The organism is uncultured Alsobacter sp., assembly GCF_945952055.1.
Taxonomy (GTDB): Bacteria; Pseudomonadota; Alphaproteobacteria; order Rhizobiales; family Beijerinckiaceae; genus Alsobacter.
The window spans coordinates 259,713-286,049 of record NZ_CAMFHB010000001.1 but is presented as its reverse complement, the minus strand read 5'-3'; the positions used below and the strand labels follow the sequence as shown (position 1 = coordinate 286,049).

The 26,337-nt window shown below is 70.1% G+C and carries 22 protein-coding genes; 19 read left to right on the top strand and 3 right to left on the bottom strand.

The window, feature by feature from the left end:
* Window positions 1-127: 127 nt before the first annotated feature.
* A complete protein-coding gene (wrbA, locus tag Q0Q47_RS01245; protein WP_293853472.1) occupies window positions 128-727 on the top strand; it encodes an NAD(P)H:quinone oxidoreductase type IV in 600 nt (199 codons plus the stop codon).
* An 83-nt stretch (window positions 728-810) separates the two neighbouring features.
* On the top strand, window positions 811-2,037 hold the full coding sequence (locus Q0Q47_RS01240; RefSeq protein ID WP_293853470.1) for an MFS transporter: 1,227 nt from the start codon (window positions 811-813) through the stop codon (window positions 2,035-2,037).
* On the opposite strand, the gene fumC is transcribed toward Q0Q47_RS01240, so the two are convergent.
* Window positions 2,028-3,434, bottom strand: coding sequence for a class II fumarate hydratase (gene fumC, locus Q0Q47_RS01235; protein WP_293853468.1), 1,407 nt, complete (start codon window positions 3,432-3,434; stop codon window positions 2,028-2,030). The genes Q0Q47_RS01240 and fumC overlap by 10 nt on opposite strands.
* A 154-nt stretch (window positions 3,435-3,588) precedes the next feature.
* Between fumC and Q0Q47_RS01230 the strand changes: the two genes are divergently transcribed.
* Genes Q0Q47_RS01230 through Q0Q47_RS01220 form a run of 3 tightly spaced genes read left to right on the top strand, consistent with a single transcriptional unit; the run spans window position 3,589 to window position 10,317 of the window.
* Window positions 3,589-6,900 (top strand): DUF2126 domain-containing protein, encoded by a 3,312-nt coding sequence (locus Q0Q47_RS01230; RefSeq protein WP_293853466.1) that lies wholly within the window; start codon window positions 3,589-3,591, stop codon window positions 6,898-6,900.
* A 1-nt stretch (window position 6,901) separates the two neighbouring features.
* Window positions 6,902-9,418, top strand: coding sequence for a circularly permuted type 2 ATP-grasp protein (locus Q0Q47_RS01225; protein ID WP_293853464.1), 2,517 nt, complete (start codon window positions 6,902-6,904; stop codon window positions 9,416-9,418).
* Window positions 9,415-10,317 (top strand): transglutaminase family protein, encoded by a 903-nt coding sequence (locus Q0Q47_RS01220; RefSeq protein WP_293853462.1) that lies wholly within the window; start codon window positions 9,415-9,417, stop codon window positions 10,315-10,317. Before Q0Q47_RS01225 ends, Q0Q47_RS01220 begins: the two co-directional genes overlap by 4 nt.
* Here Q0Q47_RS01220 and Q0Q47_RS01215 read toward each other — a convergent pair.
* Both Q0Q47_RS01215 and Q0Q47_RS01210 read right to left on the bottom strand, forming a co-directional pair.
* Window positions 10,299-12,185 carry a mechanosensitive ion channel family protein gene (locus tag Q0Q47_RS01215; protein WP_293853461.1) on the bottom strand — a complete coding sequence of 629 codons (1,887 nt, stop codon included), beginning with the start codon at window positions 12,183-12,185 and terminating at the stop codon, window positions 10,299-10,301. The genes Q0Q47_RS01220 and Q0Q47_RS01215 overlap by 19 nt on opposite strands.
* Complete coding sequence (locus Q0Q47_RS01210; RefSeq protein WP_293853459.1) at window positions 12,182-13,336, bottom strand: 2Fe-2S iron-sulfur cluster-binding protein; 1,155 nt, start codon at window positions 13,334-13,336, stop codon at window positions 12,182-12,184. The genes Q0Q47_RS01215 and Q0Q47_RS01210 overlap by 4 nt, the downstream gene beginning before the upstream one ends.
* Window positions 13,337-13,473: 137 nt before the next feature.
* Between Q0Q47_RS01210 and Q0Q47_RS01205 the strand changes: the two genes are divergently transcribed.
* From Q0Q47_RS01205 to Q0Q47_RS01140, 14 genes are all read left to right on the top strand, one after another.
* Window positions 13,474-14,511, top strand: coding sequence for a LacI family DNA-binding transcriptional regulator (locus Q0Q47_RS01205; protein ID WP_293853458.1), 1,038 nt, complete (start codon window positions 13,474-13,476; stop codon window positions 14,509-14,511).
* A 68-nt stretch (window positions 14,512-14,579) separates the two neighbouring features.
* Window positions 14,580-15,638 carry a sugar phosphate isomerase/epimerase gene (locus Q0Q47_RS01200; protein WP_293853456.1) on the top strand — a complete coding sequence of 353 codons (1,059 nt, stop codon included), beginning with the start codon at window positions 14,580-14,582 and terminating at the stop codon, window positions 15,636-15,638.
* 13 nt (window positions 15,639-15,651) lie between these two features.
* Window positions 15,652-16,824, top strand: a complete 1,173-nt coding sequence (locus tag Q0Q47_RS01195) for a Gfo/Idh/MocA family oxidoreductase (protein ID WP_293853455.1) — start codon at window positions 15,652-15,654, stop codon at window positions 16,822-16,824.
* A 434-nt stretch (window positions 16,825-17,258) separates the two neighbouring features.
* On the top strand, window positions 17,259-18,590 hold the full coding sequence (locus Q0Q47_RS01190) for an ABC transporter substrate-binding protein (RefSeq protein WP_293853453.1): 1,332 nt from the start codon (window positions 17,259-17,261) through the stop codon (window positions 18,588-18,590).
* Between the two features lie 84 nt (window positions 18,591-18,674).
* Window positions 18,675-19,649 carry a carbohydrate ABC transporter permease gene (locus Q0Q47_RS01185; RefSeq protein ID WP_293853452.1) on the top strand — a complete coding sequence of 325 codons (975 nt, stop codon included), beginning with the start codon at window positions 18,675-18,677 and terminating at the stop codon, window positions 19,647-19,649.
* A complete protein-coding gene (locus Q0Q47_RS01180; RefSeq protein ID WP_293853450.1) occupies window positions 19,646-20,602 on the top strand; it encodes a carbohydrate ABC transporter permease in 957 nt (318 codons plus the stop codon). Before Q0Q47_RS01185 ends, Q0Q47_RS01180 begins: the two co-directional genes overlap by 4 nt.
* Window positions 20,599-20,805 carry a hypothetical protein gene (locus Q0Q47_RS01175; RefSeq protein WP_293853448.1) on the top strand — a complete coding sequence of 69 codons (207 nt, stop codon included), beginning with the start codon at window positions 20,599-20,601 and terminating at the stop codon, window positions 20,803-20,805. Before Q0Q47_RS01180 ends, Q0Q47_RS01175 begins: the two co-directional genes overlap by 4 nt.
* Before the next feature lie 3 nt (window positions 20,806-20,808).
* Entirely contained in the window at window positions 20,809-21,927 is a 1,119-nt protein-coding gene (locus Q0Q47_RS01170; protein ID WP_293853446.1) for an ABC transporter ATP-binding protein, read from the top strand.
* Window positions 21,920-22,945, top strand: a complete 1,026-nt coding sequence (locus Q0Q47_RS01165; protein WP_293853445.1) for an ABC transporter ATP-binding protein — start codon at window positions 21,920-21,922, stop codon at window positions 22,943-22,945. The genes Q0Q47_RS01170 and Q0Q47_RS01165 overlap by 8 nt, the downstream gene beginning before the upstream one ends.
* A gap of 23 nt (window positions 22,946-22,968) precedes the next feature.
* Complete coding sequence (dhaL, locus tag Q0Q47_RS01160) at window positions 22,969-23,559, top strand: dihydroxyacetone kinase subunit DhaL (protein WP_293853443.1); 591 nt, start codon at window positions 22,969-22,971, stop codon at window positions 23,557-23,559.
* Between the two features lie 4 nt (window positions 23,560-23,563).
* Window positions 23,564-23,953 (top strand): dihydroxyacetone kinase phosphoryl donor subunit DhaM, encoded by a 390-nt coding sequence (gene dhaM, locus Q0Q47_RS01155; protein WP_293853441.1) that lies wholly within the window; start codon window positions 23,564-23,566, stop codon window positions 23,951-23,953.
* 20 nt (window positions 23,954-23,973) lie between these two features.
* Window positions 23,974-24,276, top strand: coding sequence for an HPr family phosphocarrier protein (locus Q0Q47_RS01150; RefSeq protein WP_293853439.1), 303 nt, complete (start codon window positions 23,974-23,976; stop codon window positions 24,274-24,276).
* Entirely contained in the window at window positions 24,269-25,882 is a 1,614-nt protein-coding gene (gene ptsP / locus Q0Q47_RS01145) for a phosphoenolpyruvate--protein phosphotransferase (RefSeq protein WP_293853438.1), read from the top strand. Before Q0Q47_RS01150 ends, ptsP begins: the two co-directional genes overlap by 8 nt.
* Window positions 25,879-26,301: a hypothetical protein gene (locus tag Q0Q47_RS01140; RefSeq protein WP_293853436.1), complete on the top strand. Its 423-nt coding sequence runs from the start codon at window positions 25,879-25,881 to the stop codon at window positions 26,299-26,301. Before ptsP ends, Q0Q47_RS01140 begins: the two co-directional genes overlap by 4 nt.
* The last annotated feature ends 36 nt before the right edge of the window (window positions 26,302-26,337 follow it).

The following is a 26,337-nucleotide window of genomic DNA, read 5'->3' as shown; positions in this document are numbered from 1 at the left end:
GGGGAAGCCGCAAAGCAGTGCAAATGCGAGCTTGCAGGCGTGCAGCTTGCCGGAAGGCCGCGGCTGCGCCACTTGTGCGTCCATCGCAGGACACCCCGGTCCTGCCCCGATTCCATGGAGACGTCGCATGACGAAGGTTCTGGTCCTCTATTACTCCTCCTACGGCCACGTCGAGACGATGGCCTATGCCGTCGCCGAGGGCGCCCGCGAGGCCGGGGCCGACGTCGTCGTGAAGCGCGTCCCCGAGCTCGTGCCGGCGGACATCGCGGAGAAGTCCCATTTCAAGATGGACCAGAAGGCCGAGGTCGCCTCCCCCGGCGAGCTGGACCAGTACGATGCCGTGATCGTCGGCGCGGGCACGCGCTTCGGCACGGTGGCGTCCCAGATGCGCAATTTCTGGGACCAGACCGGTGGCCTGTGGGCCCAGGGCAAGCTGGTCGGCAAGGTTGGTTCGGTGTTCACGTCGTCGGCCACCCAGCACGGCGGCCAGGAGTCGACCATCCTCGGCTTCATCCCGACCCTGCTGCACCACGGCATGGTCGTCGTCGGCCTGCCCTACGCCTTCCAGGGACAGATGGGCGTGAACGAGGTGAAGGGCGGCTCGCCCTACGGCGCCTCCACGATCACCGACGGCGACGGATCGCGCCAGCCTTCGGCCATCGAGCTCGAGGCCGCCCGCTACCAGGGCAAGCACGTCGCCTCGATCGCCGCCAAGCTGAAGGCCTGACCGCCCCGCGGCCGAGCCCCGCGCGTGGCGCGCTGGCGCCACCCGTCCGGGCCCGTTGACATCAGGGCCGGGCGGGGTCGAGGGTGCAGCGCACCATCGCTTCCCCCGTCCGACCCGACATCCAGCACCCCATGTTGTCACCCGAGAACAAGTCCCTCGTCGTTCTCGGTGTCTGCTGCATGGCCGCGGCCCTCGGCGGGCGCGTCACGGACCCGATCGTCCCGCTTCTGGCCGATCACTTCGGGGTTGTCGTGGCGACCGCCGCCCTGCTGTCGACGGCCTTCGCGCTGCCCTACGGGTTGAGCCAGCCCGTCCTGGGGCCCTTCGGCGACATCTTCGGCAAGCCCTCCGTCCTGCGCCTGTGCACCGCGTTGATGGCGGTGGCCCTCGTGGCGGCCGCGCTCGTCGACGACCTCGGTCTCCTCTTCGCCAGCCGCGTGGTGGCGGGAGCTGCCGCCGGCGGCGTCATCCCGCTCGCCCTGGCGCTGGTCGGGGATCGCGTCGAGCCGCATCGCAGGCAGGTGGCGCTCGCCCGCATCGTCGCGTCCGCGATGCTGGGGCAGCTCGTCGGCGTGGCCTGTTCGGGCGTGCTGGGTGCGGCCTATGGCTGGCGCGCGCCGCTCTGGCTGGCCGGAGCAGCGGGGCTCGTCGCGGCCACGGCGGCCCTGGTCTTCATCCGCCGGCCCACGGGCGAAGCGCCGCAGGCCTTCTCGGTCGAGCGCTTCATGGAGGGATACAGGCAGGTCTTCGCCAATCCCCGGGCCGTCGTCTGCTACGCCTCGGTCTTCATCGAGGGCGGATCGGTCTACGGCCTCCTGCCCTTCGTGGCCGAGACGCTGCGTCAGCGCGAGGTCGGCAGCACGCTGGAGGCGGGCTTCGTGATCGGCGGTCTCGGCCTCGGCGGCATTGTCTTCTCCGTGGCGGCGGGCTCGCTGCTGCGGGTCTTCGCCTCGCTCACCTTGATGAAGCTCGGCGGCACCCTCGGCGCGCTGGGACTGCTCGGCTTCGCCATCGTCGCCCCGTGGCCGTTCAGCGCCGCCTGCTTCCTCGTGCTGGGCTTCGGGTTCTTCATGCTGCACACCGGGCTGCAGAACCGGGCCGTGGGCCTGGCGCCCGCGGCGCGCGGATCGGCGGTCGCGCTGCACGCCTTCTTCTTCTTCCTCGGCCAGGGCCTCGCGCCGATCGTCGTCGGCCCGTTCCTGCACGCGGCAGGCGCGACGGTGACGCTCGTCGCCTGCGCGGCCCTGCTCGGTGCCGTCGGATACACCGCCGCCACGCTGCTGGCGCGGATCGACGCCCGTCAGGCCTGATCGGCCGGACCGGCCTCGCCGATCATCGTTTCCGGCCGGACCAGCGCATCGAACTCCTCGCCGGTCACCACGCCGAGCCGCAGTGCCTCTTCCCGCAGGGTCGTTCCGTTGGCGTGGGCCGCCTTGGCGACCTTGGCTGCCGCGTCGTAGCCGATGCGCGGCGCAAGCGCCGTGACCAGCATCAGCGACCGGCGCATCGCCTCCGCGATGCGGCCCTCGTCCGCCCGGATCCCGACGACGCAATGCTCCCGGAAGCTGTCCGCGGCGTCGGCCATGAGCCCGATCGACTCGAGCAGGGCTGCCGCGATCACGGGCTTGTAGACGTTCAGTTCGAAATGACCCTGGCTGCCGGCGACGGTGACGGTCGTCTGGTTGCCGAAGACCCGGCAGCACACCATCGTCATCGCCTCGGCCTGGGTGGGGTTCACCTTGCCGGGCATGATCGAGGAACCGGGCTCGTTCTCGGGCAGGATCAGTTCGCCCAGGCCCGAGCGCGGGCCGGAGGCCAGCAGCCGGATGTCGTTGGCGATCTTGAACAGTCCGGCCGCCGCCGCATCGAGCGTCCCGTGCAGGTTGACGAGCGCGTCGTGGGCGGCGAGCGCCTCGAAACGGTTTTCCGCCGGTCTGAACGGCAGGCCGGTCAGGTCGGCTAGGCGCTCGGCCACCTTGGCGCCGAACCGCGGATGGGCGTTGAGGCCGGTGCCGACCGCGGTGCCGCCCTGGGCCAGCGGCCAGATCTCCTCCAGCGCGGCGGCGATGCGTCGCCGTCCGTTGCGGACCTGCGCGACGTAGCCCGAGAACTCCTGCCCCAGCGTCAGCGGCGTCGCGTCCTGGGTGTGGGTCCGGCCGATCTTGATGATGCCCCGGAACGCCTGCGCCCTCTCGTCCAGCGCATCGGCCAGCGCGTCGAGCGCGGGCAGGAGGCGACCGCTGACCGCCAGCGCCGCCGCCACGTGCATCGCGGTCGGGAAGGTGTCGTTCGACGACTGGCCCCGGTTGACGTGATCGTTGGGATGCACGGGGGACTTGCCGCCCCGCGTGCCCGCGAGACTCTCGTTGGCCCGCCCCGCGAGCACCTCGTTCGCGTTCATGTTGGACTGGGTGCCCGAGCCCGTCTGCCAGACGACGAGGGGAAACTCAGCGTCCCAGCCCCCGCCCAGCACCTCGTCCGCGGCGGACGCGATGGCGTCGGCCAGCCGGGGATCGAGCTCGCCCAGCTCCGCATTGGCCTGGGCGGCGGCCTTCTTGACCAGCACCAGCGCCCGCACGATGCCGACGGGCATCCGGCCTTCGCCGATCCGGAAGTTGTGCAGCGAGCGCTCCGTCTGCGCCCCCCAATAGTGATCGGCCGGCACCTCGATGGGGCCGAAGCTGTCCGTTTCGGTTCGCGTCGCCATGGTCGTCTCCAGTAAAATCAGGCCGGGCGCGGCACGGGCCTTGCCTCTCCCTCAAGCCCGTCTAGGTTGTCCGACGCCTCCAGCGCTGCCGTGCCCCCGGCCGGTGCGGGTGGCGGGCTCGCCCGGGCCGCTCGTGCCACCCAGGGAATCCCTCGTGTCGATCACCGCAGCGCTGAACCATCTGACCCACTACCGCTACGACCGCCCGGTCGTTCTCGGCCCGCAGGTCATCCGGCTTCGGCCGGCGCCCCACAGCCGAACCGCGGTGAAGAGCTACTCGCTCAAGGTGACGCCGGAGAAGCACTTCATCAACTGGCAGCAGGATCCCCACGGCAACTGGCTGGCGCGGTTCGTGTTCCCCGAACCCGCCACCGAGCTCAAGATCGAGGTCGATCTCGTCGCCGAACTCGCGGTGGTCAATCCCTTCGACTTCTTCGTCGAGAGCTACGCCGAGCGGTTCCCGTTCTCCTATCCCGCGGAGCTCAAGCACGAGCTGCTGCCCTATCTCGAGCTCGAGGACGGGGGGCCGCTGCTGGACGACTTCGTGGCCCAGATCTCGCGCGAGAGCACGGCGATCGTACCGTTCCTCGTCGGCCTCAACCAGGAGCTCCAGCAGCGGATCGGCTACGTCATCCGCATGGAGCCCGGGGTCCAGACGCCGGACGACACGCTGCGCCTGGGCAAGGGCTCGTGCCGCGACACCGGTTGGCTGCTCGTCCAGGTCCTGCGCCGGCTCGGGCTCGCGGCGCGCTTCGTGTCGGGCTACCTGATCCAGCTGAAGCACGATCTCAAGGCGCTGGACGGGCCGACGGGCACCGACCACGACTTCACCGACCTGCACGCCTGGACCGAGGTCTACATCCCGGGAGCGGGCTGGCTCGGCCTCGATCCGACCTCCGGCCTGTTCTGCGGCGAGGGCCACATTCCGCTCGCGGCGACCCCGCACTACCGGTCGGCCGCGCCGATCTCCGGCATGGTCGGCTATGCGGAGGTGGACTTCGAATTCCACATGGGCGTGACCCGCGTGGCCGAGGCGCCGCGCGTGACGCTGCCGTTCGCCGACGAGAGCTGGGACCGGCTGGACGCCCTCGGCGACCTTGTCGACCGCGACCTCGTCGCCCAGGACGTGCGTCTCACCATGGGCGGCGAGCCCACTTTCGTGTCCATCGACGACTACCAGTCGGCCGAGTGGAACACGGACGCGGTCGGCCCCACCAAGCGCTGGCGGGCCGACGATCTCGTGCGGCGACTGCGGGAACGCTTCGCGGCGGGAGGCTTCCTGCATCACGGCCAGGGCAAGTGGTATCCCGGCGAATCCCTGCCGCGCTGGACCTTCGCCCTCTACTGGCGCCCCGATGGCCAGCCGGTCTGGCGCGACCCGTCGCTCCTCGCGGTCGAGGTCCCCCCGGACGTGCCGCCCCCCGACGCCACGGCGCGCCTGTCGGCCGGTGTCGCCGAACGCCTGGGCATTCCGCAGAGCTTCGCGGTGGCCGCCTACGAGGATCCCGCCCACTGGATCCTCAAGGAAGCGGAACTGCCGGTGAACGTCGATCCGCTCGACTCCAAGCTCGAGGATGCCGAGGCGCGGGCCCGGATCGCCCGGGTGTTCGAGCGCGGATTGGGAGAGCCCACCGGCCACGTCCTGCCGGTACAACGCTGGAATGCGGCGGCCCGCGACCGGCGATGGGTCAGCGAGCGCTGGCCGTTGCGCCGCGGGCGCCTGTTCCTGGTGCCGGGCGACAGTCCCGTCGGCTTCCGCCTTCCGCTGGCCTCGCTGCCCTACGTCCCGCCGGCCGCCTATCCCTACGTCGTGCCGGCGGACCCGTCGGAGCCGCGGGCGGCCCTGCCGAGTGCAGACGCCATCGCCCAGCGCGTCCAACGTCCCCCGGAAGGCGTCGAGCCGGGACAGGATCGGGTCGAGCAGGTCCAGGGCGGCGGATCGGTGCGCACCGCGCTGGCATTCGAGGTCCGAGAGGGAATCCTCTACGTCTTCATGCCGCCCGTGGAGCAGCTCGAGCACTATCTGGAACTGCTCGCAGCCGTCGAGGACACCGCCCGCGACATGGCGCTTCCGGTGCGGATCGAGGGCTACGGCCCGCCGCACGATCCGCGCCTCGCGGTGTTGAAGGTCACGCCCGATCCCGGCGTCATCGAGGTCAACGTGCAGCCGGCGGCCACCTGGCGGCAGGCGGTCGACATCACGCGCGGCGTGTACGAGGAGGCGCGCCTCGCGCGCCTGGGCACCGACAAGTTCATGACCGACGGGCGCCATTGCGGCACCGGCGGCGGCAACCACGTGGTCCTGGGCGGCGCGACGCCCAACGACAGCCCCTTCCTGCGCCGGCCCGACCTGCTCAAGAGCCTGGTGCTCTACTGGCAGCGCCACCCCGCGCTGTCGTACCTGTTCTCCGGCCTGTTCATCGGGCCGACCAGCCAGGCGCCGCGCATCGACGAAGCCCGCCACGACGGGCTCTACGAACTCGAGATCGCCATGGCGATGGTGCCGGGACCCGGCGGGGCAGACATCCCGCCCTGGCTCGTCGACCGGCTGTTCCGCAATCTCCTCGTCGACGTCACCGGCAACACGCATCGCTCCGAGATCTGCATCGACAAGCTGTTCTCGCCCGACGGGCCCACGGGCCGCCTCGGCCTGGTGGAGTTCCGCTCGTTCGAGATGCCGCCGGATGCGCGCATAAGCCTGGCCCAGCAACTGCTGCTGCGCGCCCTCGTCGCCTGGTTCTGGCGCGAGCCGCAGCACGGCGCGCTGGTGCGGTGGGGAACGGCCCTGCACGACCGCTTCATGCTGCCGCACTTCGTGTGGGAGGACTTCCAGCAGGTTCTCGCCGACCTCAGGCGCGAGGGCTACGCGTTCGAAAGCCTGTGGTTCGAGGCCCAGCGCGAATTCCGCTTCCCCTTCTACGGGGCGGTCGAGGTCGACGGCGTGTCGATGGAGATCCGCCAGGCGCTGGAGCCCTGGCACGTGATGGGCGAGACCGGCGCGATCGGCGGGACGGTCCGCTACGTGGACAGCTCCGTCGAGCGCCTGCAGGTGAAGGTCGAAGGCTTCAACCCCGCCCGCCACGTGGTGGCCTGCAACGGGCGGCGCCTGCCGCTGACGGGCACCGGCCGCCCCGGCGAGGCCGTCGCCGGCGTGCGCTTCAAGGCCTGGCAACCCGGCTCCGGCCTGCACCCCACGGTCCCGGTGCACGCCCCGCTCACCTTCGACGTGGTCGATTCCTGGACGGGGCGGTCGCTCGGCGGCTGCGTCTATCACGTGGCCCATCCGGGCGGGCGCAACTACGACACCTTCCCGGTCAACGCCTACGAGGCGGAGGCTCGCCGACTGGCCCGCTTCCAGCCCTTCGGCCACTCGCCGGGCCGCTTCGTCCCCTCGCCGCAGGAGCCCTCGGTCGAATTCCCGCTGACGCTCGACCTGCGGCGTCCCGCGGGCACCGGGATCGTGTGAGATGTCCGATGCCGCCTTCCGGCCGGGCCGGGACGCACGTGGTCGCCTGGAGACGCTGATCGGCGGCTATCGCCCCCGTGTCGGCGTGCCCGACGAGATGGTCGACTCGTCCGGGCGCCCGCGCCCGCACTGGCTTCCGGTGCTCGAGGCGCTGGCGGCGGGAGAGCCCGCCGACGTGGCTCGGGCCTTCGCCATCGCGGACAGGCACCAACGGGATTCGGGCGTCTACTACCGCGTCTATTCCGATGACTCCGGCGCCGAGCGGCCCTGGCCGCTGAGCCACGTGCCCCTGGTTCTCCCCGAGCAGGAGTGGCGGCACATCGTGGCCGGCCTCGTGCAGCGCGCCGGCCTGCTGGAGACGATCCTGGCGGATCTCTACGGCGAGGGCCGGCTCGTCAGCGACGGGCATCTCCCGGGGGCCGTGGTCGCCGGCAGCCCCGATTTCGTGCGCCCGGTCGTCGGGATGGACACCGGCGGCAGGCGCCGCCTGCAGGTCTACGCGGCCGACCTGGGCCGCGGGCCCGACGGCCGGTGGTGGGTCCTCGGCGACCGCACGCAGGCGCCCTCCGGCATGGGCTACGCCCTCGAGAACCGGATCGCGCTGTCGCGGGCCATCCCCGACCTCTACGGCGGCATGAACGTGCTGCGGCTCGCGCCCTTCTTCCAGGCGTGGCGGAGCTCCCTCGGGGCGCAGGTGGAACGTGGGCACACCCGCATCGCCATGCTCACCCCGGGCCCCCTGAACGAGACCTATTTCGAGCACGCCTATCTGTCGCGCTACCTGGGTTTCCTGCTCGTCGAGGGCGGCGATCTCACCGTTCGCGACGACGCGCTCTTCGTGCGCACCGTGGGCGGCCTCAAGCGCGTCGGCGTGGTGGTGCGCCGCCTCGATTCCGAATTCGCCGACCCGGTCGAGCTCGACCCGTCCTCGCAGATCGGCGTGCCGGGCCTGGTGCAGGCGGTGCGCGCGGGCTCCGTCATCCTCGCCAACGCGCTCGGCAGCGGCGTGCTGGAGAGCCGCGGCCTCCTTGGTTTCATTCCGGCGCTGGCGCGCAAGCTGCTGGGGCAGGACCTTCTGCTGCCCAACATCGCCACCTGGTGGTGCGGACAGGCGGCCGAGCGCGATCACGTGCGGCGCAACATCCAGGACCTCGCCCTGGCACCGGCCTTCAACCGTGTCCGGGACTGGCCGCTGCCGGGAGCCCCGGTCGAAGGCGCGATGCTGGGGGCTCCGGAGCGCGCCGCGATGGGCACCCTGCTCGCCGAGCGGCCCTACGATGTCGTGGCGCACGAGCCCGTGCGGCTGTCGACCATGCCCGTCTGGCAGGACGGGCGCCTCACGCCGCGGCCCTTCACCTTGCGCGTCTTCGTGGTCTCGACCCCGGATGGCTGGGAGGTCCTGCCGGGGGGATTCTGCCGCGTCTCGGAGGCGCAGGACCTGCGCGCCCTGTCCATGCAGCACGGCGGCCGCTCGGCCGACGTGTGGGTCACCAGCGAGTCGCCCGTCGGCCAGACGACGCTGTTGCCGCGGCCCGGCGCCGTCCCGGTGAGCCGCGTCATCGGCTACCTCCCGAGCCGCGCCGCCGAGAACCTCTTCTGGATGGGCCGCTACCTGGAACGCACCGAGGCGACGCTGCGCGTGGTGCGCTGCCTGTGCGGCCTGGTGGTCGAGAACAGCGAGACCAGCGGTCCCGCCCGCGAGGCCCTGCTGCGCACGGCCGACCTCCTCGTCGCGTGGGGCGCCACGGCAGGTCCGCCGGCACCGCGTCGCGGCGCGGCGGCCGCCGCCATTGCCGACGCGCTCTATGCGCCGCGCGCCTACGGGTCGACGCGCAGCCTTGTGCTGGAAGCGCGGCGCGCCGCCTCGGTCATCCGCGAGCGCCTGGCGCCGGATGCGGTGCGCGCCCTGTCGGCCCTGGTCGACCAGTTCGACCGGCCGGCGGCCGCGCACGAGGGGCCGGGCGAGGCGCTGGAGGCGGCCGAGAGCGGACTGCGGACGATCGCCGCGATTTCCGGACTCGCCCAGGAAAACATGAACCGCCTCTCGGGATGGCGCTTCCTCGAGATCGGACGGCGCATCGAACGCGGGATCCTGACGGGACGCTTCCTCCGCCGCTTCGCCGACGAGAACGCGCCGGCCTCGTGCCTGGACGCGCTGCTCGAGCTTTCGGACAGCCAGATCACCTACCGCGCCCGCTACCTGATGGGCACCGAGCGGGCTCCGGTGGTCGACCTCGCCGCTCTCGACGCGGGCAATCCCCGCTCGATCGCCTTCCAGGCGGCGCGCCTGCGTGACCACATCTCCAACCTCGCCGACCTGCCGACGCCCGACGCGCTGGACCAGGCGGCGGCGATCGTGAACGGCATCATCGCCGACCTGACGGACGCCGACGCCGTGACGCTGTCGGCCGACGACGTGCTGGCGGTCGAGAACAGGCTCATGGACCTGTCCAACGAGATCACGCTACGCTTCTTCACGCAGTCGGACCTGCGGGGGGAAGCCGAGGACCAGGCGTGATCTACGACGTCGACCACGTCACGACCTACGACTACGGCACGCGCATCAGCTTCGCGCGGTGCCTGCTGCACCTGCAGCCGCGCGAGGAACAGCACCAGCGTGTCCTCGCGTCGAGCCTCAGGATCGATCCGGTCCCGGACGAGCAGACCGTGGCGCGCGACTTCTTCGGCAATCCGATCTGCCATGTCCGCTTCGCGGCGCCGCACGCCACGCTGGTGATCCACGCCACGGCGCGCATCCGGGTCGAGCCCATCGCCCTGCCGGAGCCCGGCGCCACGCCGGCCTGGGACGTCGTGCGGTCGGAAGCCGCGCTGGCGGATCTCGGCCGTGACAGTCCGGTGCACCAGCTGTTCGCCAGCCGCCTCGTGCCGCTGTTGCCGGACGTGACGGCCTATGCCTCGACCTCCTTCACGCCCGGCCGACCCGTGCTGGCGGGCGCGATGGAGCTGAACCGGCGCATCCATGCCGACTTCACCTACGACCCCGCGGCCACGGACGTGGCCACGCCGATCAGCGCCGTGATGCGCCACCGGCGCGGCGTGTGCCAAGACTTCGCGCATCTGATGATCGCGGGATTGCGCGGCCTCGGCATTCCGGCCGCCTATGTCAGCGGGTATCTGCGGACCCAGCCGCCGCCCGGGCGGGAGAGGCTGGCCGGCGCCGACGCCACCCATGCGTGGGTCGCGGTGTGGTGCGGCATCAGGGCGGGATGGATCGGCCTCGATCCGACGAACGCCATCCCGGCCGGCGTCGATCACCTCGTGCTCGCCCGCGGTCGCGACTACGGCGACGTGGCACCGGTGTCCGGCGTGGTCGTGGCTTCCGCTGGGCACCGGGTCTCGGTGGCGGTCGACGTCAGGCCCGCCGGCGAGGGTCCGCCTCAGGCATTGGCCGGCTGACCGGCGACGCCGGCGGCCAGCGCGCCCTGCAGCACCACCTGCGAGCGGCTGTCGGCGAAGGGAATTCCCGCCTCGCGCAGGCCGGTCTCGATCCGCTTGAAGGCCGCCCCGCGAACCTCGAACTGCTTGCCGGGCGGCGTCTGGATCTTGCAGCGGAACACCTTCACGCCAGGCTCGATCCGGTAGAGCTTCGCCTTGAGCGGCGCGACGATGAAGGGCGCCAGCTCGGGATCCTCCAGCATCGCCTGCCCGATCGACTTGATCAGCTTGCGCACCTTCTCGCTGTCGACGTCCGGCGGCAGGGGGATCTCGAACTTGTCGATGACCCAGTCGCGCGAATTGTTGCGCACCGAGCCCAGCGCCCCGTACGGCACGAAATGCAGGGGGCCGTTCTGGTGGCGCAGCGCCACCGTGCGCAGCGTGATGCGCTCCACCGTGCCCTTGGCGTTGCCTCCCTCGATGTAGTCCCCGATCCGGAACACGTCCTCGGCCAGGTAGAACACCCCCGACAGGACGTCCCGAACCAGGGTCTGGGCGCCAAAGCCGACCGCGATGCCGAGCACGCCGGCGCCGGCCAGCAGCGGCGTGATCTCGATTCCGAAGATCGACATCAGCGACAGCACCAGCAGGACCAGCAGGGTCACGCCCGACGCCTTGCGGGCCAGGGGCAGCAGCGTGAGGAGGCGCGCATTGGCGCCGGTCTCGGGATCGCCCGCGAGGGCAACGCGGGCCAGCCTCGCATCGACCGCGCCCCTGATCGCGGCCCAGGCGACGTCGGCGGCGAGCAGCAGGGCGAGGGCGCCCAGCACGCGCAGCATGAAGCGTCCCGTCGGCGTCTCGCCGCCGGGCATGGCCAGCAGCGGCACGTCCCAGACGATCGCGCAGGCGATGACGCCGGCGAGCGCCACGACGAAACGGACGAGGCGGAGACTGAGATCCTCGTACAGGCTGCCGGGCGAGGCGTCGGCCGTCTCGGATGCCGACATCCGGTCCGTGCGCCAGGCCTCCCAGAACGTCCGGACGAAGCGCCGCGACAGCGTCTCGGCCGCGATCGTGAGACTGGCGATGGCCAGCGTCAGCGACCAGCGCGGCCCGCCCGAGAGCCAGAGCAGGACGATGAACCCGCACCAGAGGGCGGCCAGCAGCGGCGGTGGCAGGATCCTCAGGCGCCGCCTGGCCACGGCCGACTGGTGGACGGGCCTGCGCCTGCGCTCGGCGATGACGATGGCGGCGACCACCAGGCAGCACCCCACGAGGACGGTCAGAGCGCGCACGGCCCCCGCAACGGCGGGCGCATAGGGCTCGATCACGTCGGGCAGCACGATGCCGCCGGCGAGGACGCCGGCCGCCGTGAGGATGGCGGGCACCGCGATCTTGGCCTCCGGTGTCCGCATCCGGACGAGCCGCAGTCGCGAGCTGTCGGGCGAGAGCAGGGCGCGCACGATCACGGCGAGCGCGCGGACGGCCGCCACGGCGAGCGTGACCGCCGTGACGATGTCGAGCAGGGAGGCCGGCCAGGTGAAAGCCCCGGCCGTGCCCAGGATCGACAACGTCGAGACGGCGACCGCGCACAGGCCGATGGCGATCCGCCGGCCGGCGATCCGCCAGGCCTCGACGCGTGTCCTGGGATCCCCGGCCACCAGCCAGCGCAGCGCGGGCGATGCATAGATCCAGTAGAGCCACTCGAGCCCGGCGCCGACCACGACGAGGATCAGGAGATAGGCGAAGCCCCTGACGCCCTCGACCGATTGCAGGGCGTCCAGGCCCGCCCGCCAGAGGCCGGCGGCTTCGCCCGGTGCCGCCAGGAGATTGGAGAAGACGGTGGCCAGCTCGTTCTGGGCGCGCGCGAGGGCCGTGCGAATGGTCATGCCGCGCCCTCCAAGGTCTTCCCGGCCGGGGACGCGGGTCCAGGGGCCGGAGCGGCCTTGCCCAGCCAATCCTGCGGTCGCCGCGCGGCCGAAGCGTCGGCATCGGGCGGCATCAGGCGCTCGACCACCACGCCGTCGTCGAGCACGCGGGCGCGACAGGCGAGACGAACCGCGCCGGTGGACTTCGGCTCGTCCAGTGTCCTGCGTTCGATGTCGTCCACGGCGGACAGCCGGTCGGACCCGGCCGTCACGCGGACCCGGCACGTGCCGCATCGGCCGCGCCCGGAGCAGACGCTCGCATGGGGAACGCTCGACAGCCGGCTGATCTCCAGGATCGACAGGCCCCGGCGGCCGGTGCCGCTCAATCCGTTGTCATAGAGCACCGTGACGGGCTTGCGCCGTGTCACGACCACGCGGGCCACCATGACGGACACCGCGACGGCGACCGCGGCGAGGTAGGACAGGTTGGTGATCCCGCGGATGTCGCCGAGCGGGCCGTCGACGGAGCGCAACAGCGCCCAGGACGTGTTCACCTGGTTGGCGAAGGCCGGGTCCGAGGCGATGCGCGCGACCACGGCCTTGCCGCCCTCGACGAATCCGAGCAGCGCCAGGATCGGAATGGCGAACAGCAGGGGAATGACGACCGGGCTCAGCCGCGGCCACCAGCGTTGCAGCGAGAACCACGCCACGAGCCCGATCGCGCCGTGGGCCCAAACGATGATGACGACGAGCAGTTGCTGGATGGCGGAGGCCGGGGAGAACTGCCAGAAGATCGCCAGCAGATCGCCGAACCCGAGCGAGAGGCCGGGGGCCAGGTCACCCGCCATCTTCACCGCCAGGACATGCGGCAGGAGCAGGGGCAGGACGGCCAGGCCGAGCGCCACCTGCACCATGTCGCCGCGCCTCACCGCCAGGCTGCGGCGCGCTCCCACGGCGATGAGCCCGCAGATCAGGTGCAACGTCATGGCGGAGGCGAGAACGGCCGCTCCGACGCCACCCTGCCAGGGCCGCATCAGGACCCGTGCGGCGGCAAAGACCGCTTCCGGAGACCGCAGGCCGAAGACCAGGACGCTCAGGTGCATCGTCACGAAGCTCATCAGCACGAGGCCGCTGGAGAGACGGACGGTTCGAATCAGGGTCGTGACGCTCATGCGGTCATCCGGGGGCATCGGTCCGGACACCATGCCGGGTCGGGAGACGGCGGTCCAGTTCCAGCACTGCAAGCATCGTATTGCGTCGCAGCGACGAAATGAGTTGCGCACCTCAAATGCTGAAGTAGCTTGCCTCCATGAGCGCGATCGGGGAGAGGGTGACGCTGGAGGACGTGGCGCGCGAGGCGGGAGTCTCGCTGGCCACGGTGGACCGCGTCGTCAACCGACGGCCCGGCGTGCGCGAGAAGACCGTGGCCCGCGTCGAGGCCGCCATCCTGAAGCTCAGCTATCGCCCGGATCCCGTGGCCGCGCGCCTGGCGCGCAACAAGACCTTCCGCTTCTGCTTCATCCTGCCCACGGGCACGAACACCTTCATGGGCCAGCTCGCCGACCAGGTGCGGCAGACGGCCGAGTGGCTGGCCGTGCAGCGCGCCTTCGTCGACACGCTGCATGTCGACGTGTTCGATCCGGACGAACTGGCCCGGACCATCGAGACCGTCGGTCCGCGCTACGACGGCGTGGCCACCATCGCGCTGGATCATCCGCGGGTGCGTGCCGCCATCGACGAGGTGGTCGGCCAGGGTGTCGCCGTGGTGACGCTCGTCTCCGATGCTCCCACGTCCACGCGCCTGCACTATGTCGGCATCGACAACACGGCGGCTGGACGGACCGCCGGCACCCTCATGGGCCGGTTCCTCGGCAACAGGACCGGCAAGGTCGCCATCATCGCGGGGTCGCTGGCGCTGCGCGATCATGCCGAGCGACAGTTCGGCTTCTCCCAGGTGCTGACGCGCGAGTATCCCAACGCGTCCGTGCTGGCCGCGCGGGAAGGGCGCGACGACAGCGATCGGACCGAGCAGATCGCCCGCGAGCTCCTCGCCGCCCATCCCGATCTCGTCGGGATCTACAGCGCGGGAGCGGGCAACCGCGGCATCGGCAACGCCCTGGAGGCCACGGGCCGCGCAGCGGACGTGGTGTGGATCGCGCACGAGCTGACGCCGCACACGCGGCGCTATCTTGTGCGCGGGGTGGTCGACGCCGTCATCAACCAGGACGCCGGACACGAGGCCCGCTCGGCGGCGCGCGTGCTGCTGGCCCACTGTTCGGACGAGCCGATCATGCGCGACCAGGAGCGCATCCGCATCGACATCTTCATTCGCGACAACCTGCCCTGAGCCGACGGCCGGGGCGACGCATCCCGCCGGCATCGGCCGGCGCCATCAAGATCGAGGGAGGACCAGACGTGGCAAGCAATGTGAAGGGACCGGCGATTTTCCTCGCCCAGTTCGCGGGCGACGCGAAGCCGTTCAACTCGTGGGAGTCGATCTGCAAGTGGGCCGCAAGCCTCGGCTACAAGGGCGTGCAGGTGCCCACCTGGGACGGCCGGCTCTTCGATCTCGCCAAGGCGGCATCGTCCAAGGACTATTGCGACAAGATCGCGGGTGTCGCGAAGAAGCACGGCCTCGCCATCACCGAGCTCTCGACCCACCTGCAGGGCCAGCTCGTCGCGGTCAATCCGGCCTACAACGAGGCCTTCGACGCCTTCGCGCCGGCGCAGGTGAAGGGCAAGCCGCGCGAGCGCCAGAAGTGGGCCGTCGACCAGCTGATGATGGCGGCGCAGGCCTCCAAGCATCTGGGCCTCACCGCCACCGTGACATTCCCCGGCGCGCTCGCCTGGCCCTACGTCTATCCCTGGCCGCAGCGCCCCGAGGGCCTGATCGACGCCGCGTTCGACGAACTGGCGCGTCGCTGGAAGCCCATCCTCAATGCCTATGACGAAGTGGGCGTCGACGTCTGCTACGAGATCCATCCGGGCGAGGACGTCTTCGACGGCGCGACCTTCGAGATGTTCCTGGCGAAGCTGCGCAACCACCCGCGCTGCTGCATCAACTACGATCCCTCGCACTTCGTGCTGCAGCAGCTCGACTACCTCGCCTTCATCGACATCTACCACGAGCGCATCAAGGCCTTCCACGTGAAGGATGCCGAGTTCAATCCGGACGGGCGGCAGGGCGTCTACTCGGGCTACCAGCCGTGGATCAACCGCGCCGGCCGCTTCCGCTCGCTGGGTGACGGCCAGGTCGACTTCGCCGGCATCTTCTCGAAGATGGCGCAGTACGGCTACGACAGCTGGGCGGTGCTCGAGTGGGAATGCTGCCTGAAGCACCCCGAGGACGGCGCGCGCGAGGGCGCCCAGTTCATCGCCGACCACATCATCCGCGTGACGGAAAAGGCGTTCGACGACTTTGCCGGCGGCAGCGTCGACAAGAAGCAGATCAAGCGCTTCCTCGGACTGCGCTGAACAGGGGGACACGATGGCCATCGAAGGCAAGGACGACGGCGTCGCCGGCGGACGCATCCGGCTCGGCATGGTGGGCGGCGGGGAGGGCGCGTTCATCGGCGCCGTCCACCGCATGGCCGCCCGCCTCGACGATCACTACGACTTCGTGGCGGGGGCGCTGTCCTCGACACCGGAGAAGGCGATGCGCTCCGGCGCTGCGCTCGGGCTCGATCCCAAGCGCACCTACGGGACGTTCCAGGAGATGGCCTCGCGCGAGCGTCGGCTGAAGGACGGCATTGAGGCCGTGGCGATCGTCACGCCCAACCACATGCACGCGCCTGCGGCCGCGGCCTTCCTGAAGGCCGGCATCCACGTCATCTGCGACAAGCCGCTGACGACGACGCTGAAGGAGGCGAGGAAGCTCAAGGCGCTCGCCGACGAGTCCGGCCTCGTGTTCTGCGTGACGCACAACTACACGGGCTACCCGCTCATCCGGCAGGCCCGCGAGATGGTGAAGGCGGGCGAACTCGGCGAGATCCGCGTCGTGCAGGTCGAGTATCCGCAAGACTGGCTCACCGACCCGATCGAGACGACGGGGCAGAAGCAGGCCGACTGGCGCACCGATCCGGCCCGCTCGGGGGCTGGCGGATGCGTCGGCGACATCGGCACGCATGCCTACAACCTCGCCGACTTCGTCACCGGCATCGAGGTCAGCGAGCTCTGCGCGGAGCTGACGACCTTCGTGCCCGGCCGGCGCCTCGACGACAACGTGCAGGTGATGCTGCGCTATGCCAACGGCGCCCGCGGCGGGCTGTGGGCGAGCCAGGTGTCGCCTGGCAACGAGAACGGCCTGCAGCTGCGCGTCTACGGCACCAAGGGCGGCATCCACTGGCGCCAGGACAATCCGAACTACATGTTCTTCACCGCGCACGGGAAGCCGACGCAGATCCTGACGCGCGGCGGAGCCGGGGCCAACGCTGCGGCGGGCCGCGTGACCCGCATCCCGTCCGGCCATCCCGAGGGCTACCTCGAGGCCTTCGCCACGATCTACACGGAAGCCGCCGCGGCCATCCGCGCGGCCCGCTCCGGGGCGAAGCTCGACAAGGCCGTCACGTTCCCGACCGTCGACGACGGCGTGAAAGGCGTGGCGTTCATCGAGGCCTGCGTCAAATCGTCGGGCAAGGGCGGAGCCTGGGTGAAGCTGTGAGTGGTTGCCGAGAGTGCTGGGCCTGGACTGTATCTCCGTCCTTGCACCACCTCTCCGCGTCATGCCCGGGCTTGGCCCGGGCACCCACGACGTGAGGATGGACCAATCAAAGTCGTGGATCCCCGGGCCGAGCCCGGGGATGACGGCTGAAAGATTGGCGCAGCTGGTTGAAGCCGATGGCTGAGGTCGACCGCCAGAACCGCCGTCACTTGTTTAGTTGACTTGTTTAGTAGCGCGTGTTCCACTGAACAGCATGGCGACGGCTCCTTTTGAAGGCCGCGCCCGAGGAAGCGCCGAGCCACAACAAGCGGCCGGATCACTGAAGTCTCTCATCCCCGCCGCGATGCGGGGCGCGATGCGTGCCCGTTGTGCCGGAGCGCGACAGATGACGCGCGCCGGTCTGGTGTTGAGCTGAACCCCAAGGGAGGACACCCATGAAGAAGCTGATGGCAGGAGCCGGAGCGCTCGCCGCGGCGCTGATGATGTCGGCGGCCGCGACCCCCGCCGCCGCACAGGGCAAGACGATCACCCTGTGCTGGGCAGCCTGGGACCCGGCCAATGCGCTGGTCGAGCTGTCGAAGGACTTCACGGCGAAGTCCGGCGTGAACATGAAGTTCGAGTTCGTGCCGTGGCCGAACTTCGCCGACCGCATGCTCAACGAGCTGAACTCGAAGGGCAAGCTGTGCGACCTGCTGATCGGCGACAGCCAGTGGATCGGCGGCTCGGCCGAGAACGGCCACTACGTCAAGCTGAACGAGTTCTTCGACAAGAACGGCATCAAGATGTCGGACTTCATGCCGGCGACGGTGACCGGCTACTCGGAGTGGCCGAAGGGCACGCCGAACTACTGGGCGCTGCCGGCCATGGGTGACGCGCTCGGCTGGACCTATCGCAAGGACTGGTTCGCAAAGCCCGAACTGCAGGCCGAGTACAAGAAGCAGTACAACCGTGACCTCGCCCCGCCGAAGTCTCTCGACGAGCTCGTCGACATCGCCAAATTCTTCCAGGGGCGCGATGTCGACGGCAAGAAGGTCTACGGCGCCGCGATCTTCACCGAGCGTGGGTCGGAAGGCATCACGATGGGGGTGTCGAATTTCCTCTATCCGTACGGCTTCCAGTACCAGGACCCGAAGAAGCCCTACAGCATGGACGGCTTCGTGAACTCGGCCGGCGCCATCAAGGGCCTCGAGGCCTACAAGGCGCTCTACAAGTGCTGCACGCCGCCCGGCTACACCGACGCCTACATGCAGGAAGGTCTCGATGCCTTCAAGTCGGGCCAGGTGGCCATGCAGATGAACTGGTTCGCCTTCTTCCCGGGCCTGGCCAAGGACGAGAAGGTCGGCGGCGACAAGATCGGCTTCTTCGTCAATCCGGCGGGTCCGGCCGGCAAGGGATCGCAGCTCGGCGGCCAGGGCATCTCCGTGGTGGCCTACTCGCCGAACAAGAACGAGGCGCTCGAGTACATCAAGTGGTTCGCCTCCGCCGACGTACAGAAGAAGTGGTGGGCACTGGGCGGTTACTCGGCCTCGAAGGCGGTCCTCGAAGACCCGAATTTCGCGAAGACGGCCCCGTTCGCGGCCGACTTCCTCGTGGCGATGGGCCAGGTCGTCGACTTCTGGGCCGAGCCGTCCTACGCGCAGCTCCTGCTCGCCGAGCAGAAGCGCGTGCACGACTACGTCGTGGCCGACAAGGGCACCGCCAAGGAAGCCCTCGACGCGCTGATCGCCGACTGGAAGAAGGTCTTCAAGGACGACGGCAAGCTGTGAGCCGTCGGTCGACCTGAGCCAAGTCCCCGCGCCGTCCGCGGCGCGGGGTCCCTCTCGATCCCAGCGGCGGAACGGGCCCGTGCCATGAACGATCAAAGCCCTGTCCGCGGAGGCCCGCCGAACCTGGTGCAGCGCCTCGCGGTCGCCACGCCGGAACCGATCGCCGGCCGCGTGCGCGGCCTCTCGGACCGGTCCATCGCCTGGCTGTTCATCGCACCGACGATCGTCCTGCTGCTGGCGATCAACATCTTCCCGCTGATCTGGACGATCAAGCTCTCCTTCACGAACTACCGGGCCAACCGGCCCAACGCGCCGGTGCGCGACGTGGGCATCGACAACTACCAGTCGATCCTGACCGATCCCGACATCTGGGCGGCCATGCAGGCCACCGCGCATTTCGTGTTCTGGACCATCGTGCTCCAGACGCTCATCGGCTTCACGCTGGCCTGGCTCATCGACCGCAAGTTCCGCGGCCATGGCTTCTGGACGACGCTCATCCTCATCCCGATGATGCTGTCGCCGGCCGTCGTCGGAAATTTCTGGCGGTTCCTGTACCAGCCGCAGATCGGCGGCTTCAATTACTTCATTTCCTTCTTCACCGGCCTGCCGCCTTCCTCCTTCGAGATGATCGGTTCGGTGAAGCTCGCCCCCTGGTCGATCGTCGTCGTCGACACCTGGATGTGGACCCCCTACGTGATGCTGATCTGCCTCGCGGGGCTGCGGTCCATCCCGGACTACATCTACGAGGCGGCCGAGGTCGACCGCGCCTCGCCGTGGCGCCAGTTCTGGTCGATCACGCTGCCCATGGCCATGCCGTTCATCATGCTCGCGGTGCTGTTCCGTGGCATCGAGAACTTCAAGATGTTCGACATGGTCAACCTGCTCACCTCGGGTGGGCCGGGATCGACCACCGAGGTCGCCTCGATCACGCTCAAGCGCGAGGCCTTCGAGAAGTGGCGCACGGGCTTCTCTTCCGCCTTCGCCATCATCCTGTTCGTGACGGTGTTCGGCCTCGCCAACATCTACGTGAAGGCCTTGAACCGGGTGAAGCAGAGATGAGCGCCGGCCTCACCACAGCCCATTCCGTCGTCGAGCCGGGGCGGCTCTCCAAGCGCATCGCCACGATCGTCGTGGTCCTCTACGCGGTGCTGACGCTGCTGCCGCTCGGCTGGATCTTCCTGACCAGCCTGAAGTCGCCTCCGGACTCGATCAGCTATCCACCCAAGGTCGTCTTCCAGCCCACCATCGAAGGCTACTGTAACCTGTTCACGACGCGCTCGCGCCAGACGGCCGACTACATCAAGTCGCTGCCGCCCCCCTCGGGGAGCTGCGAGCAGATCGCGCGCGACCGCAACATGGTCGTGGTGGGAACGTCGAACTACGCGCCGCGCTTCCTCAACTCGCTGATCATCGCCTTCGGATCGACATTCTGCGCGGTGACGCTGGGGACGCTGGCGGCCTACGGGTTCTCGCGCTTCAAGGTGCCGCTCGCCGACGACCTGCTGTTCTTCATCCTGTCGACGCGCATGATGCCGCCGATCGCGGTGGCGATCCCGATCTACCTCATGTACCGCGAGCTGGGGCTCTCCGACACCAAGGTGGGGATGATCCTGCTCTACACGGCGGTCAACGTGTCGCTCGCGGTGTGGCTCTTGAAGGGCTTCATCGACGAGATCCCGCGCGAGTACGAGGAGGCCGCCATGATCGACGGCTACACGCGCCTCCAGGCCTTCCGGAAGGTGGTGCTGCCGCAGGCCGCGACCGGCATCGCCGCCACCGCGATCTTCTGCCTGATCTTCGCCTGGAACGAGTACGCCTTCGCCGTGCTGCTGACCTCCGGCGAGGCGCAGACGGCGCCGCCCTTCATCCCGATCATCATCGGCGAGGGCGGCCAGGACTGGCCCGCCGTGGCCGCCGGCACCACGCTGTTCCTGATCCCCATCCTCGTGTTCACGGTGCTGCTCAGGAAGCACCTCCTGCGCGGGATCACCTTCGGGGCGGTGCGCAAATGAGCGGCGAAACGACATCCGCCAAGGCCGCAGGCCGGACACGCCTCTTCCGGCGCGGGCCCTGGGAGACGCTGGCGACGATCGTGATCGCCTGCGGCGTGCTCATGCTGCTGCAGCCGTTCTCGCTGGCGCTCTACACCTGGTCCTTCGTGACCACGCTGACCGGCGTCGTCATGTTCACTATCGTCTCGAAGTTCCCGGAGTAGCCCATGGCCGAGATCCGGGTCGAAAACCTCCAGAAGAATTTCGGCGACTTCGCCGCCGTGAAGGACTCCTCCTTCACCGTCGAGGACGGCAGCTTCTTCTGCCTGCTGGGGCCGTCGGGCTGCGGCAAGACGACGACGCTGCGCATGATCGCAGGTCTGGAGCTGCCGACGTCCGGCGTCATTCGCCTGGGCGGCGACGACGTGACCTTCAAGCGGGCCTCCGAGCGCGACATCGCCTTCGTGTTCCAGCTGTTCGCGCTCTACCCACACATGAACGTGCGCCGGAACATCGGCTTCCCGCTCGTCTGCCAGGGCGTGCCCCGGGACGAGATCCGCACCCGCGTGGAGGAGGCGGCCCGCATCCTGCGGATCACGCATCTGCTCGACCGCCCCGTGTCTGGGCTCTCCGGCGGCGACCGCCAGCGCATCGCGCTTGGCCGCGCCATCGTGCGCCGGCCCATGGCCTTCATGATGGACGAGCCGCTGGGCGCCCTCGACGCCGAGTTCCGGCACGTGATGTGCGGCGAGCTTCGCGCCCTGCACGACCGCCTGAAGGCCACCACCGTCTACGTCACGCACGACCAGCTCGAGGCCATGTCCATGGCCGACACCATCGCCGTGATGAACGAGGGCGTGATCGAGCAGCTGGCGAGCCCGCGCGAGATCTACGACCGCCCGGCCTCCCTGTTCGTCGCGGACTTCATCGGCTCGCCGCCGATGAACTTCCTCGCGGCCCGGTCGTCCCTGGCGCCGGGCGCAACCACCCTCGACCTCGACGGAGCCGCGGTCGCGATGCCGGCGCTGCGGGACGGCGTGCCCGAGAAGGACCTGGTGCTCGGCGTGCGTCCCGAGCATGTCCGCCTCGACGACGCGTCGCGCCTGCGCGGCGAAGTCTTCGGGGCCGAGTACCTCGGCACGACCCAGGTCGTCACGATCGTCACGGCGCGCGGCAGGGTGCGCGCGCGGCTGGCCTCCGACGTCAAGGTCACCCCCGGCGAGCAGGTGGGCCTGTCCTTCCGTCCCGAGCGGCTGTCGCTGTTCGACAAGGCGAGCGGGAAAGTGCTGCGGTCGGCCCTGCACGACGAGGCGCCGCAGCGGCGCCGGGAGATGGCCCATGGCTGAGGTCGTTCTCGAAGGCGTGGGCAAGAGCTTCGGCGCCGTGAAGGCGGTCGCGGATCTCTCGCTCACCATCGCCGACGGCGAGTTCGTGGTGCTGCTCGGTCCCACCGGCGCCGGCAAGACGACGACGCTGCGCCTCGTGGCGGGGCTGGAGAAGCCCGAGGCAGGGCGCATCGCCATCGGAGGGCGCGACGTGACGCGCGAGCCGCCGGCGGCCCGCAACGTGACCTTCGTCTTCCAGCAGTACTCGCTCTACCCGCACCTCTCGGTCTACGACAACCTCGCCTTCCCGCTGCGCTCGCCGGCCCGGCGGGTGCCGGAGCCGCAGATCGAGGAGACGGTGCGCTCCGTGGCGCGCCTGCTGCGCATCGAGGACAAGCTGAAGAACCGCGCCACGCAACTCTCGGGCGGCCAGATGCAGCGCGTCGCCATCGGACGGGCTCTCGTGCGCTCGCCGTCGATCTACCTGATGGACGAGCCGCTCTCCTCGCTCGACGCGAAGCTGCGCTCCGAGTTGCGGGTCGAGCTCAAGCGCATCCAGGAACAGCTCGGCGCCACGATCCTCTACGTGACCCACGACCAGACCGAGGCGATGACGCTGGCCACCCGGATCGGCGTCATCGAGCAGGGTCGGCTGATCCAGATCGGCTCGCCGCGCGAGATCTACGAGAACCCCGTGAGCGCCTACGTGGCGAGCCGGCTCGGCAGTCCCGGCATCAACCTGCTACCGCTGGCGCTCGCGCCGACCCTGGCGGCCCCGCACGGTGCGACGACGGTCGGCGCCCGCACGGAACACCTGCGCATCCGCAGGGCGGCCGCAGGGACGGGCGCCGTGACGGGGCAGGTCAACTGGGTCGAGCACCTCGGCGACCAGAACCACCTGCACGTGTCGGTGGGCGACCGCAGCCTGGTGACGCTGAGCGACCCGGACAGCGGGCTCGACCGGGGCGACACCGTCGCGATCGACTTCGTCCGGCCGCTCTTCTTCGACGCGGCCGGCGCACGGGTACAGGCCGGGTGACCGGCGGGAAGGACGGAACGGGCATGGACGCGATCACCCAGGCGAAGCTGTTCGCCATCGTCTGCGAGACGATCATCGGTCACGCCGACGAGCTCACGACGCTCGACCAGGCGATCGGTGACGGCGACCACGGCATCAACATGAAGCGCGGCTTCGAGGCCGTGGCGGCGGACCCGACCGTGGCGTCCAAGCCTTTGCCCGATGCGCTGAAGGCGGCCGGCATGGCCCTCGTGATGAAGGTCGGCGGTGCGTCGGGGCCGCTCTACGGCACGCTGCTCATGACGCTCGGCAAGGAGATCGGGCCGGACCCCGGTGTGGACGACGCGGTGCGGGCGCTGGGCGCGGCGATCGACGCCGTCAAGGCGCGCGGCAAGTCCGAGCCGGGACAGAAGACGATGCTGGACGTGCTGGTGCCCGTCCACGCGGCGCTCGCCGCCGATCCGGGCGCGGACGTCGCGAGGGTGGCGCGAGACGCCGCGGAGGCCACCGTGCCGATGAAGGCGATCCGCGGCCGTGCATCCTTCCTGGGCGACAGGTCCATCGGGCACATGGACCCCGGGGCGCGTTCCGCCTGCCTCATGGTCGAGGCCGTGGCCAGCGTGGTGCGGGGTTAGAGCGATGGCCAATGTCGGGATCGTGATCGTGTCTCATTCCCCGAAGGTCGCCGAGGGCGCCGCCGACATGGTGCGGCAGATGGTGGGCGACGCCGTCCCCCTCGCCCACACCGGCGGCGATCCGGCCGGCGGCCTCGGGACGGACGTCGGCTCCATCCTCGCGGCGATCGATGCGGCGTGGTCGGAGGCGGGCGTCGCCATCCTCGTCGATCTCGGCGGCGCCGAGACCAACAGCGAGATGGCCATCGAGTTGCTGGACGAGGATCGACGGCCACGGGTCGTCGTATGCAATGCGCCCATCGTCGAGGGCGCCGTCATCGCCGCCGCCGAGGCGTCGGGGGGATCGCCCCTCGACACCGTCAAGAGGATGGCGGAAGAGCTGTCGCCCCAGTAAGAGGCGGGCCGGAGGACCTCATGTCGAACACCGTCACCGCGTCTGCCCTTCTGACCAACGCCGTCGGGCTGCATGCCCGCCCCTCGGTGAAGCTCACGCAGCTGGCGAAGTCCTTCGGGGCGTCGGTCGAGATCGCGCTGGAGGCCGGCGGCCCCTGGATCGATGCCAAGAGCCCGGTCAAGGTGATGCGGGTCAAGGCGACGAAGGGGGCCACGCTGCACGTGCGGGCAACGGGCGACGATGCCGCCGCCGCCGTGGCTGCCGTGGTCGACCTGGTGGTCCGCAAGTTCGACGAGGCGGATGCCGAGGCCGCTCATGGCTGAGCGGCAGATCGCGGGCCGTTCCGCATCCCCGGGGTTCGCCTGCGGGTCCGTCCATCGCCTCGCGGGCGGTGGCCGGGAGCGGGTTCCCACGGGCGACCCGGCCCGGGAAGCCGCCGCATTGTCCGATGCCATCGGCAGGGCGATGGCCGACATCGAGTCCCTCGCCGAGAAGACCGGCGGAGATGCCGCCGACATGCTCGCCTTCCAGGCGGCGCTTCTCGGCGACGACGAACTGTCGCGCCCGGCCTTCGACGCGGTCGCGGCGGGAGCGTCTGCCGACAAGGCCTGGTCGACGGCGCTGTCCTCCGAGATCTCCGGCTACCTCGCATCCGACGACGAATATTTCCAGGCGCGCTCGGCCGACCTCGAGGATCTCCGCGACCGGGTCCTGACCATCCTGTCTGGCGGCGAAGCCGACGTGGTCCCGCCGGGGGCCGTCGTGGTCGGCGAGGACATGCCGCCGTCCAAGTTCCTGTCCATCGACTGGCACGCGGGCGGGGCGATCGTGCTGGCCGCCGGATCGAAGACGAGCCACGTCGCCATGCTCGCACGATCCCGTGGCGTGCCCATGGTGGTCGCTGCGGGGCCGGCCATCGTCTCCGCGTCCGGCGAAGCCCTCGTCGATGGTGCGGCCGGCACGGTCGTGCTCGATCCGGAACCGGCGACGCGGGACTCGTTCGAGAGCCGGCGGCTGGTGGAGGAAGCCGCGCTGCGCGAGGCAGCAGCCGTCCTGCCCGCGCCGGCCGCGACGCGCGACGGCACGACTGTCACGGTGCTGATCAACGTCGCCGACCCCGGCGAGCTCAAGAGCGTGGACCCCGCCCACTGCGACGGCATCGGACTCGTGCGCACCGAGTTCCTGTTCCACGGCCGCGGCTCGCTGCCCGGCGAAGAGGCCCAGTTCGGCGTCTACCGCACCATCGCGGAATGGGCGCAGGGCCGGCCGGTCACCATCCGCACGCTCGATGCCGGCGGCGACAAGCCCATTCCCGGGCTCACCATCGACGGGGAGAGCAATCCCTTCCTCGGCGTCAGGGGCATACGGCTGTCGCTGGCCCGGCCCGAGGTGTTCCGCGTCCAGCTGCGCGCGTTGCTGCGGGCCGGCGTCTACGGGCAGGTGAAGGTGATGCTGCCCATGGTGACCGTGCCCGGCGAACTGGAAGCCGCCCGCGCCATGCTCGTCGAGGAGCACGACGCCCTCGTCGCGGCCGGGCGCAAGGTGGTCATGCCGCCGCTCGGCATTATGGTCGAGGTGCCGGCCACCGCCCTCGCCGTCGACCGTTTCGACGCCGCGTTCTACTCCATCGGGTCCAATGATCTCACTCAATATGCGACGGCGGCGGGACGGGACATCGGGGCCGTCGCCGACCTCGCCGATCCGCTGCATCCGGGTGTGCTCGGCATGATCGAGCATGTGGCGGCCTACGGGGCCGCCAGCGGACTGGACGTCAGCCTGTGCGGGGATGCCGGCGGCGACCCGGACGTGCTCCCGGCGCTGCTGGAGGCCGGATTGCGAACCGTCTCCGTCGCGCCGGCGGCGCTCGGGCGCACCAAGCTCGCGATCAGGGCCATCGATCTCGCGAGCGGGGCGGGAGACGCGGCGTGAGCGAGGAGACTGCCGCCAGGGACCACGCGGGAGCGGTCTGCGACTACAAGCGCATCCTGCAGCGGGTGCTCGACAACCGGCCGTCGGGAACCCGGCAGCGTCTGGCAACCGCGCTCGGCAAGAACCGCTCCTTCGTGTCCCAGATCGCCAACCCCGCCTATCCCGTCCCGATTCCGGCCCAGCACCTCGAGACGATCTTCGAGCTCTGCCATTTCTCGCAGGAGGAACGGCGGGCTTTCCTCGGCGCCTATGGCCTGGCCCATCCGGCGCGGCTGAAGGTGGTCCCGGATGCGCGCCGGCAGCGGGTGGTCCGCCTCGAGGTGCCGGACCTCGGCGACCCCAGGCGCAACCGGAAGGTGGATGCCCTGCTCGCCGAGTTCGCGCGGAGCATCGCCGCAATCGTGGACGACACGAACTGAACGAGACGACGGCCCGTGACTCGGCGCCGCAGCAGG

Bases quoted from the DNA above. Each gene is read 5' to 3' on its own strand.
- Q0Q47_RS01185 (WP_293853452.1), top strand. From the start codon at position 18,675: ATGAACGATCAAAGCCCTGTCCGCGGAGGCCCGCCGAACCTGGTGCAG.
- Q0Q47_RS01165 (WP_293853445.1), top strand. From the start codon at position 21,920: ATGGCTGAGGTCGTTCTCGAAGGCGTGGGCAAGAGCTTCGGCGCCGTG.
- wrbA (WP_293853472.1), top strand. From the start codon at position 128: ATGACGAAGGTTCTGGTCCTCTATTACTCCTCCTACGGCCACGTCGAG.
- dhaM (WP_293853441.1), top strand. From the start codon at position 23,564: ATGGCCAATGTCGGGATCGTGATCGTGTCTCATTCCCCGAAGGTCGCC.
- Q0Q47_RS01205 (WP_293853458.1), top strand. From the start codon at position 13,474: ATGAGCGCGATCGGGGAGAGGGTGACGCTGGAGGACGTGGCGCGCGAG.
- Q0Q47_RS01225 (WP_293853464.1), top strand. From the start codon at position 6,902: ATGTCCGATGCCGCCTTCCGGCCGGGCCGGGACGCACGTGGTCGCCTG.
- Q0Q47_RS01170 (WP_293853446.1), top strand. From the start codon at position 20,809: ATGGCCGAGATCCGGGTCGAAAACCTCCAGAAGAATTTCGGCGACTTC.
- Q0Q47_RS01150 (WP_293853439.1), top strand. From the start codon at position 23,974: ATGTCGAACACCGTCACCGCGTCTGCCCTTCTGACCAACGCCGTCGGG.
- Q0Q47_RS01210 (WP_293853459.1), bottom strand. From the start codon at position 13,336: ATGAGCGTCACGACCCTGATTCGAACCGTCCGTCTCTCCAGCGGCCTC.
- Q0Q47_RS01175 (WP_293853448.1), top strand. From the start codon at position 20,599: ATGAGCGGCGAAACGACATCCGCCAAGGCCGCAGGCCGGACACGCCTC.
- Q0Q47_RS01190 (WP_293853453.1), top strand. From the start codon at position 17,259: ATGAAGAAGCTGATGGCAGGAGCCGGAGCGCTCGCCGCGGCGCTGATG.
- dhaL (WP_293853443.1), top strand. From the start codon at position 22,969: ATGGACGCGATCACCCAGGCGAAGCTGTTCGCCATCGTCTGCGAGACG.
- Q0Q47_RS01180 (WP_293853450.1), top strand. From the start codon at position 19,646: ATGAGCGCCGGCCTCACCACAGCCCATTCCGTCGTCGAGCCGGGGCGG.
- Q0Q47_RS01195 (WP_293853455.1), top strand. From the start codon at position 15,652: ATGGCCATCGAAGGCAAGGACGACGGCGTCGCCGGCGGACGCATCCGG.
- fumC (WP_293853468.1), bottom strand. From the start codon at position 3,434: ATGGCGACGCGAACCGAAACGGACAGCTTCGGCCCCATCGAGGTGCCG.
- ptsP (WP_293853438.1), top strand. From the start codon at position 24,269: ATGGCTGAGCGGCAGATCGCGGGCCGTTCCGCATCCCCGGGGTTCGCC.
- Q0Q47_RS01215 (WP_293853461.1), bottom strand. From the start codon at position 12,185: ATGACCATTCGCACGGCCCTCGCGCGCGCCCAGAACGAGCTGGCCACC.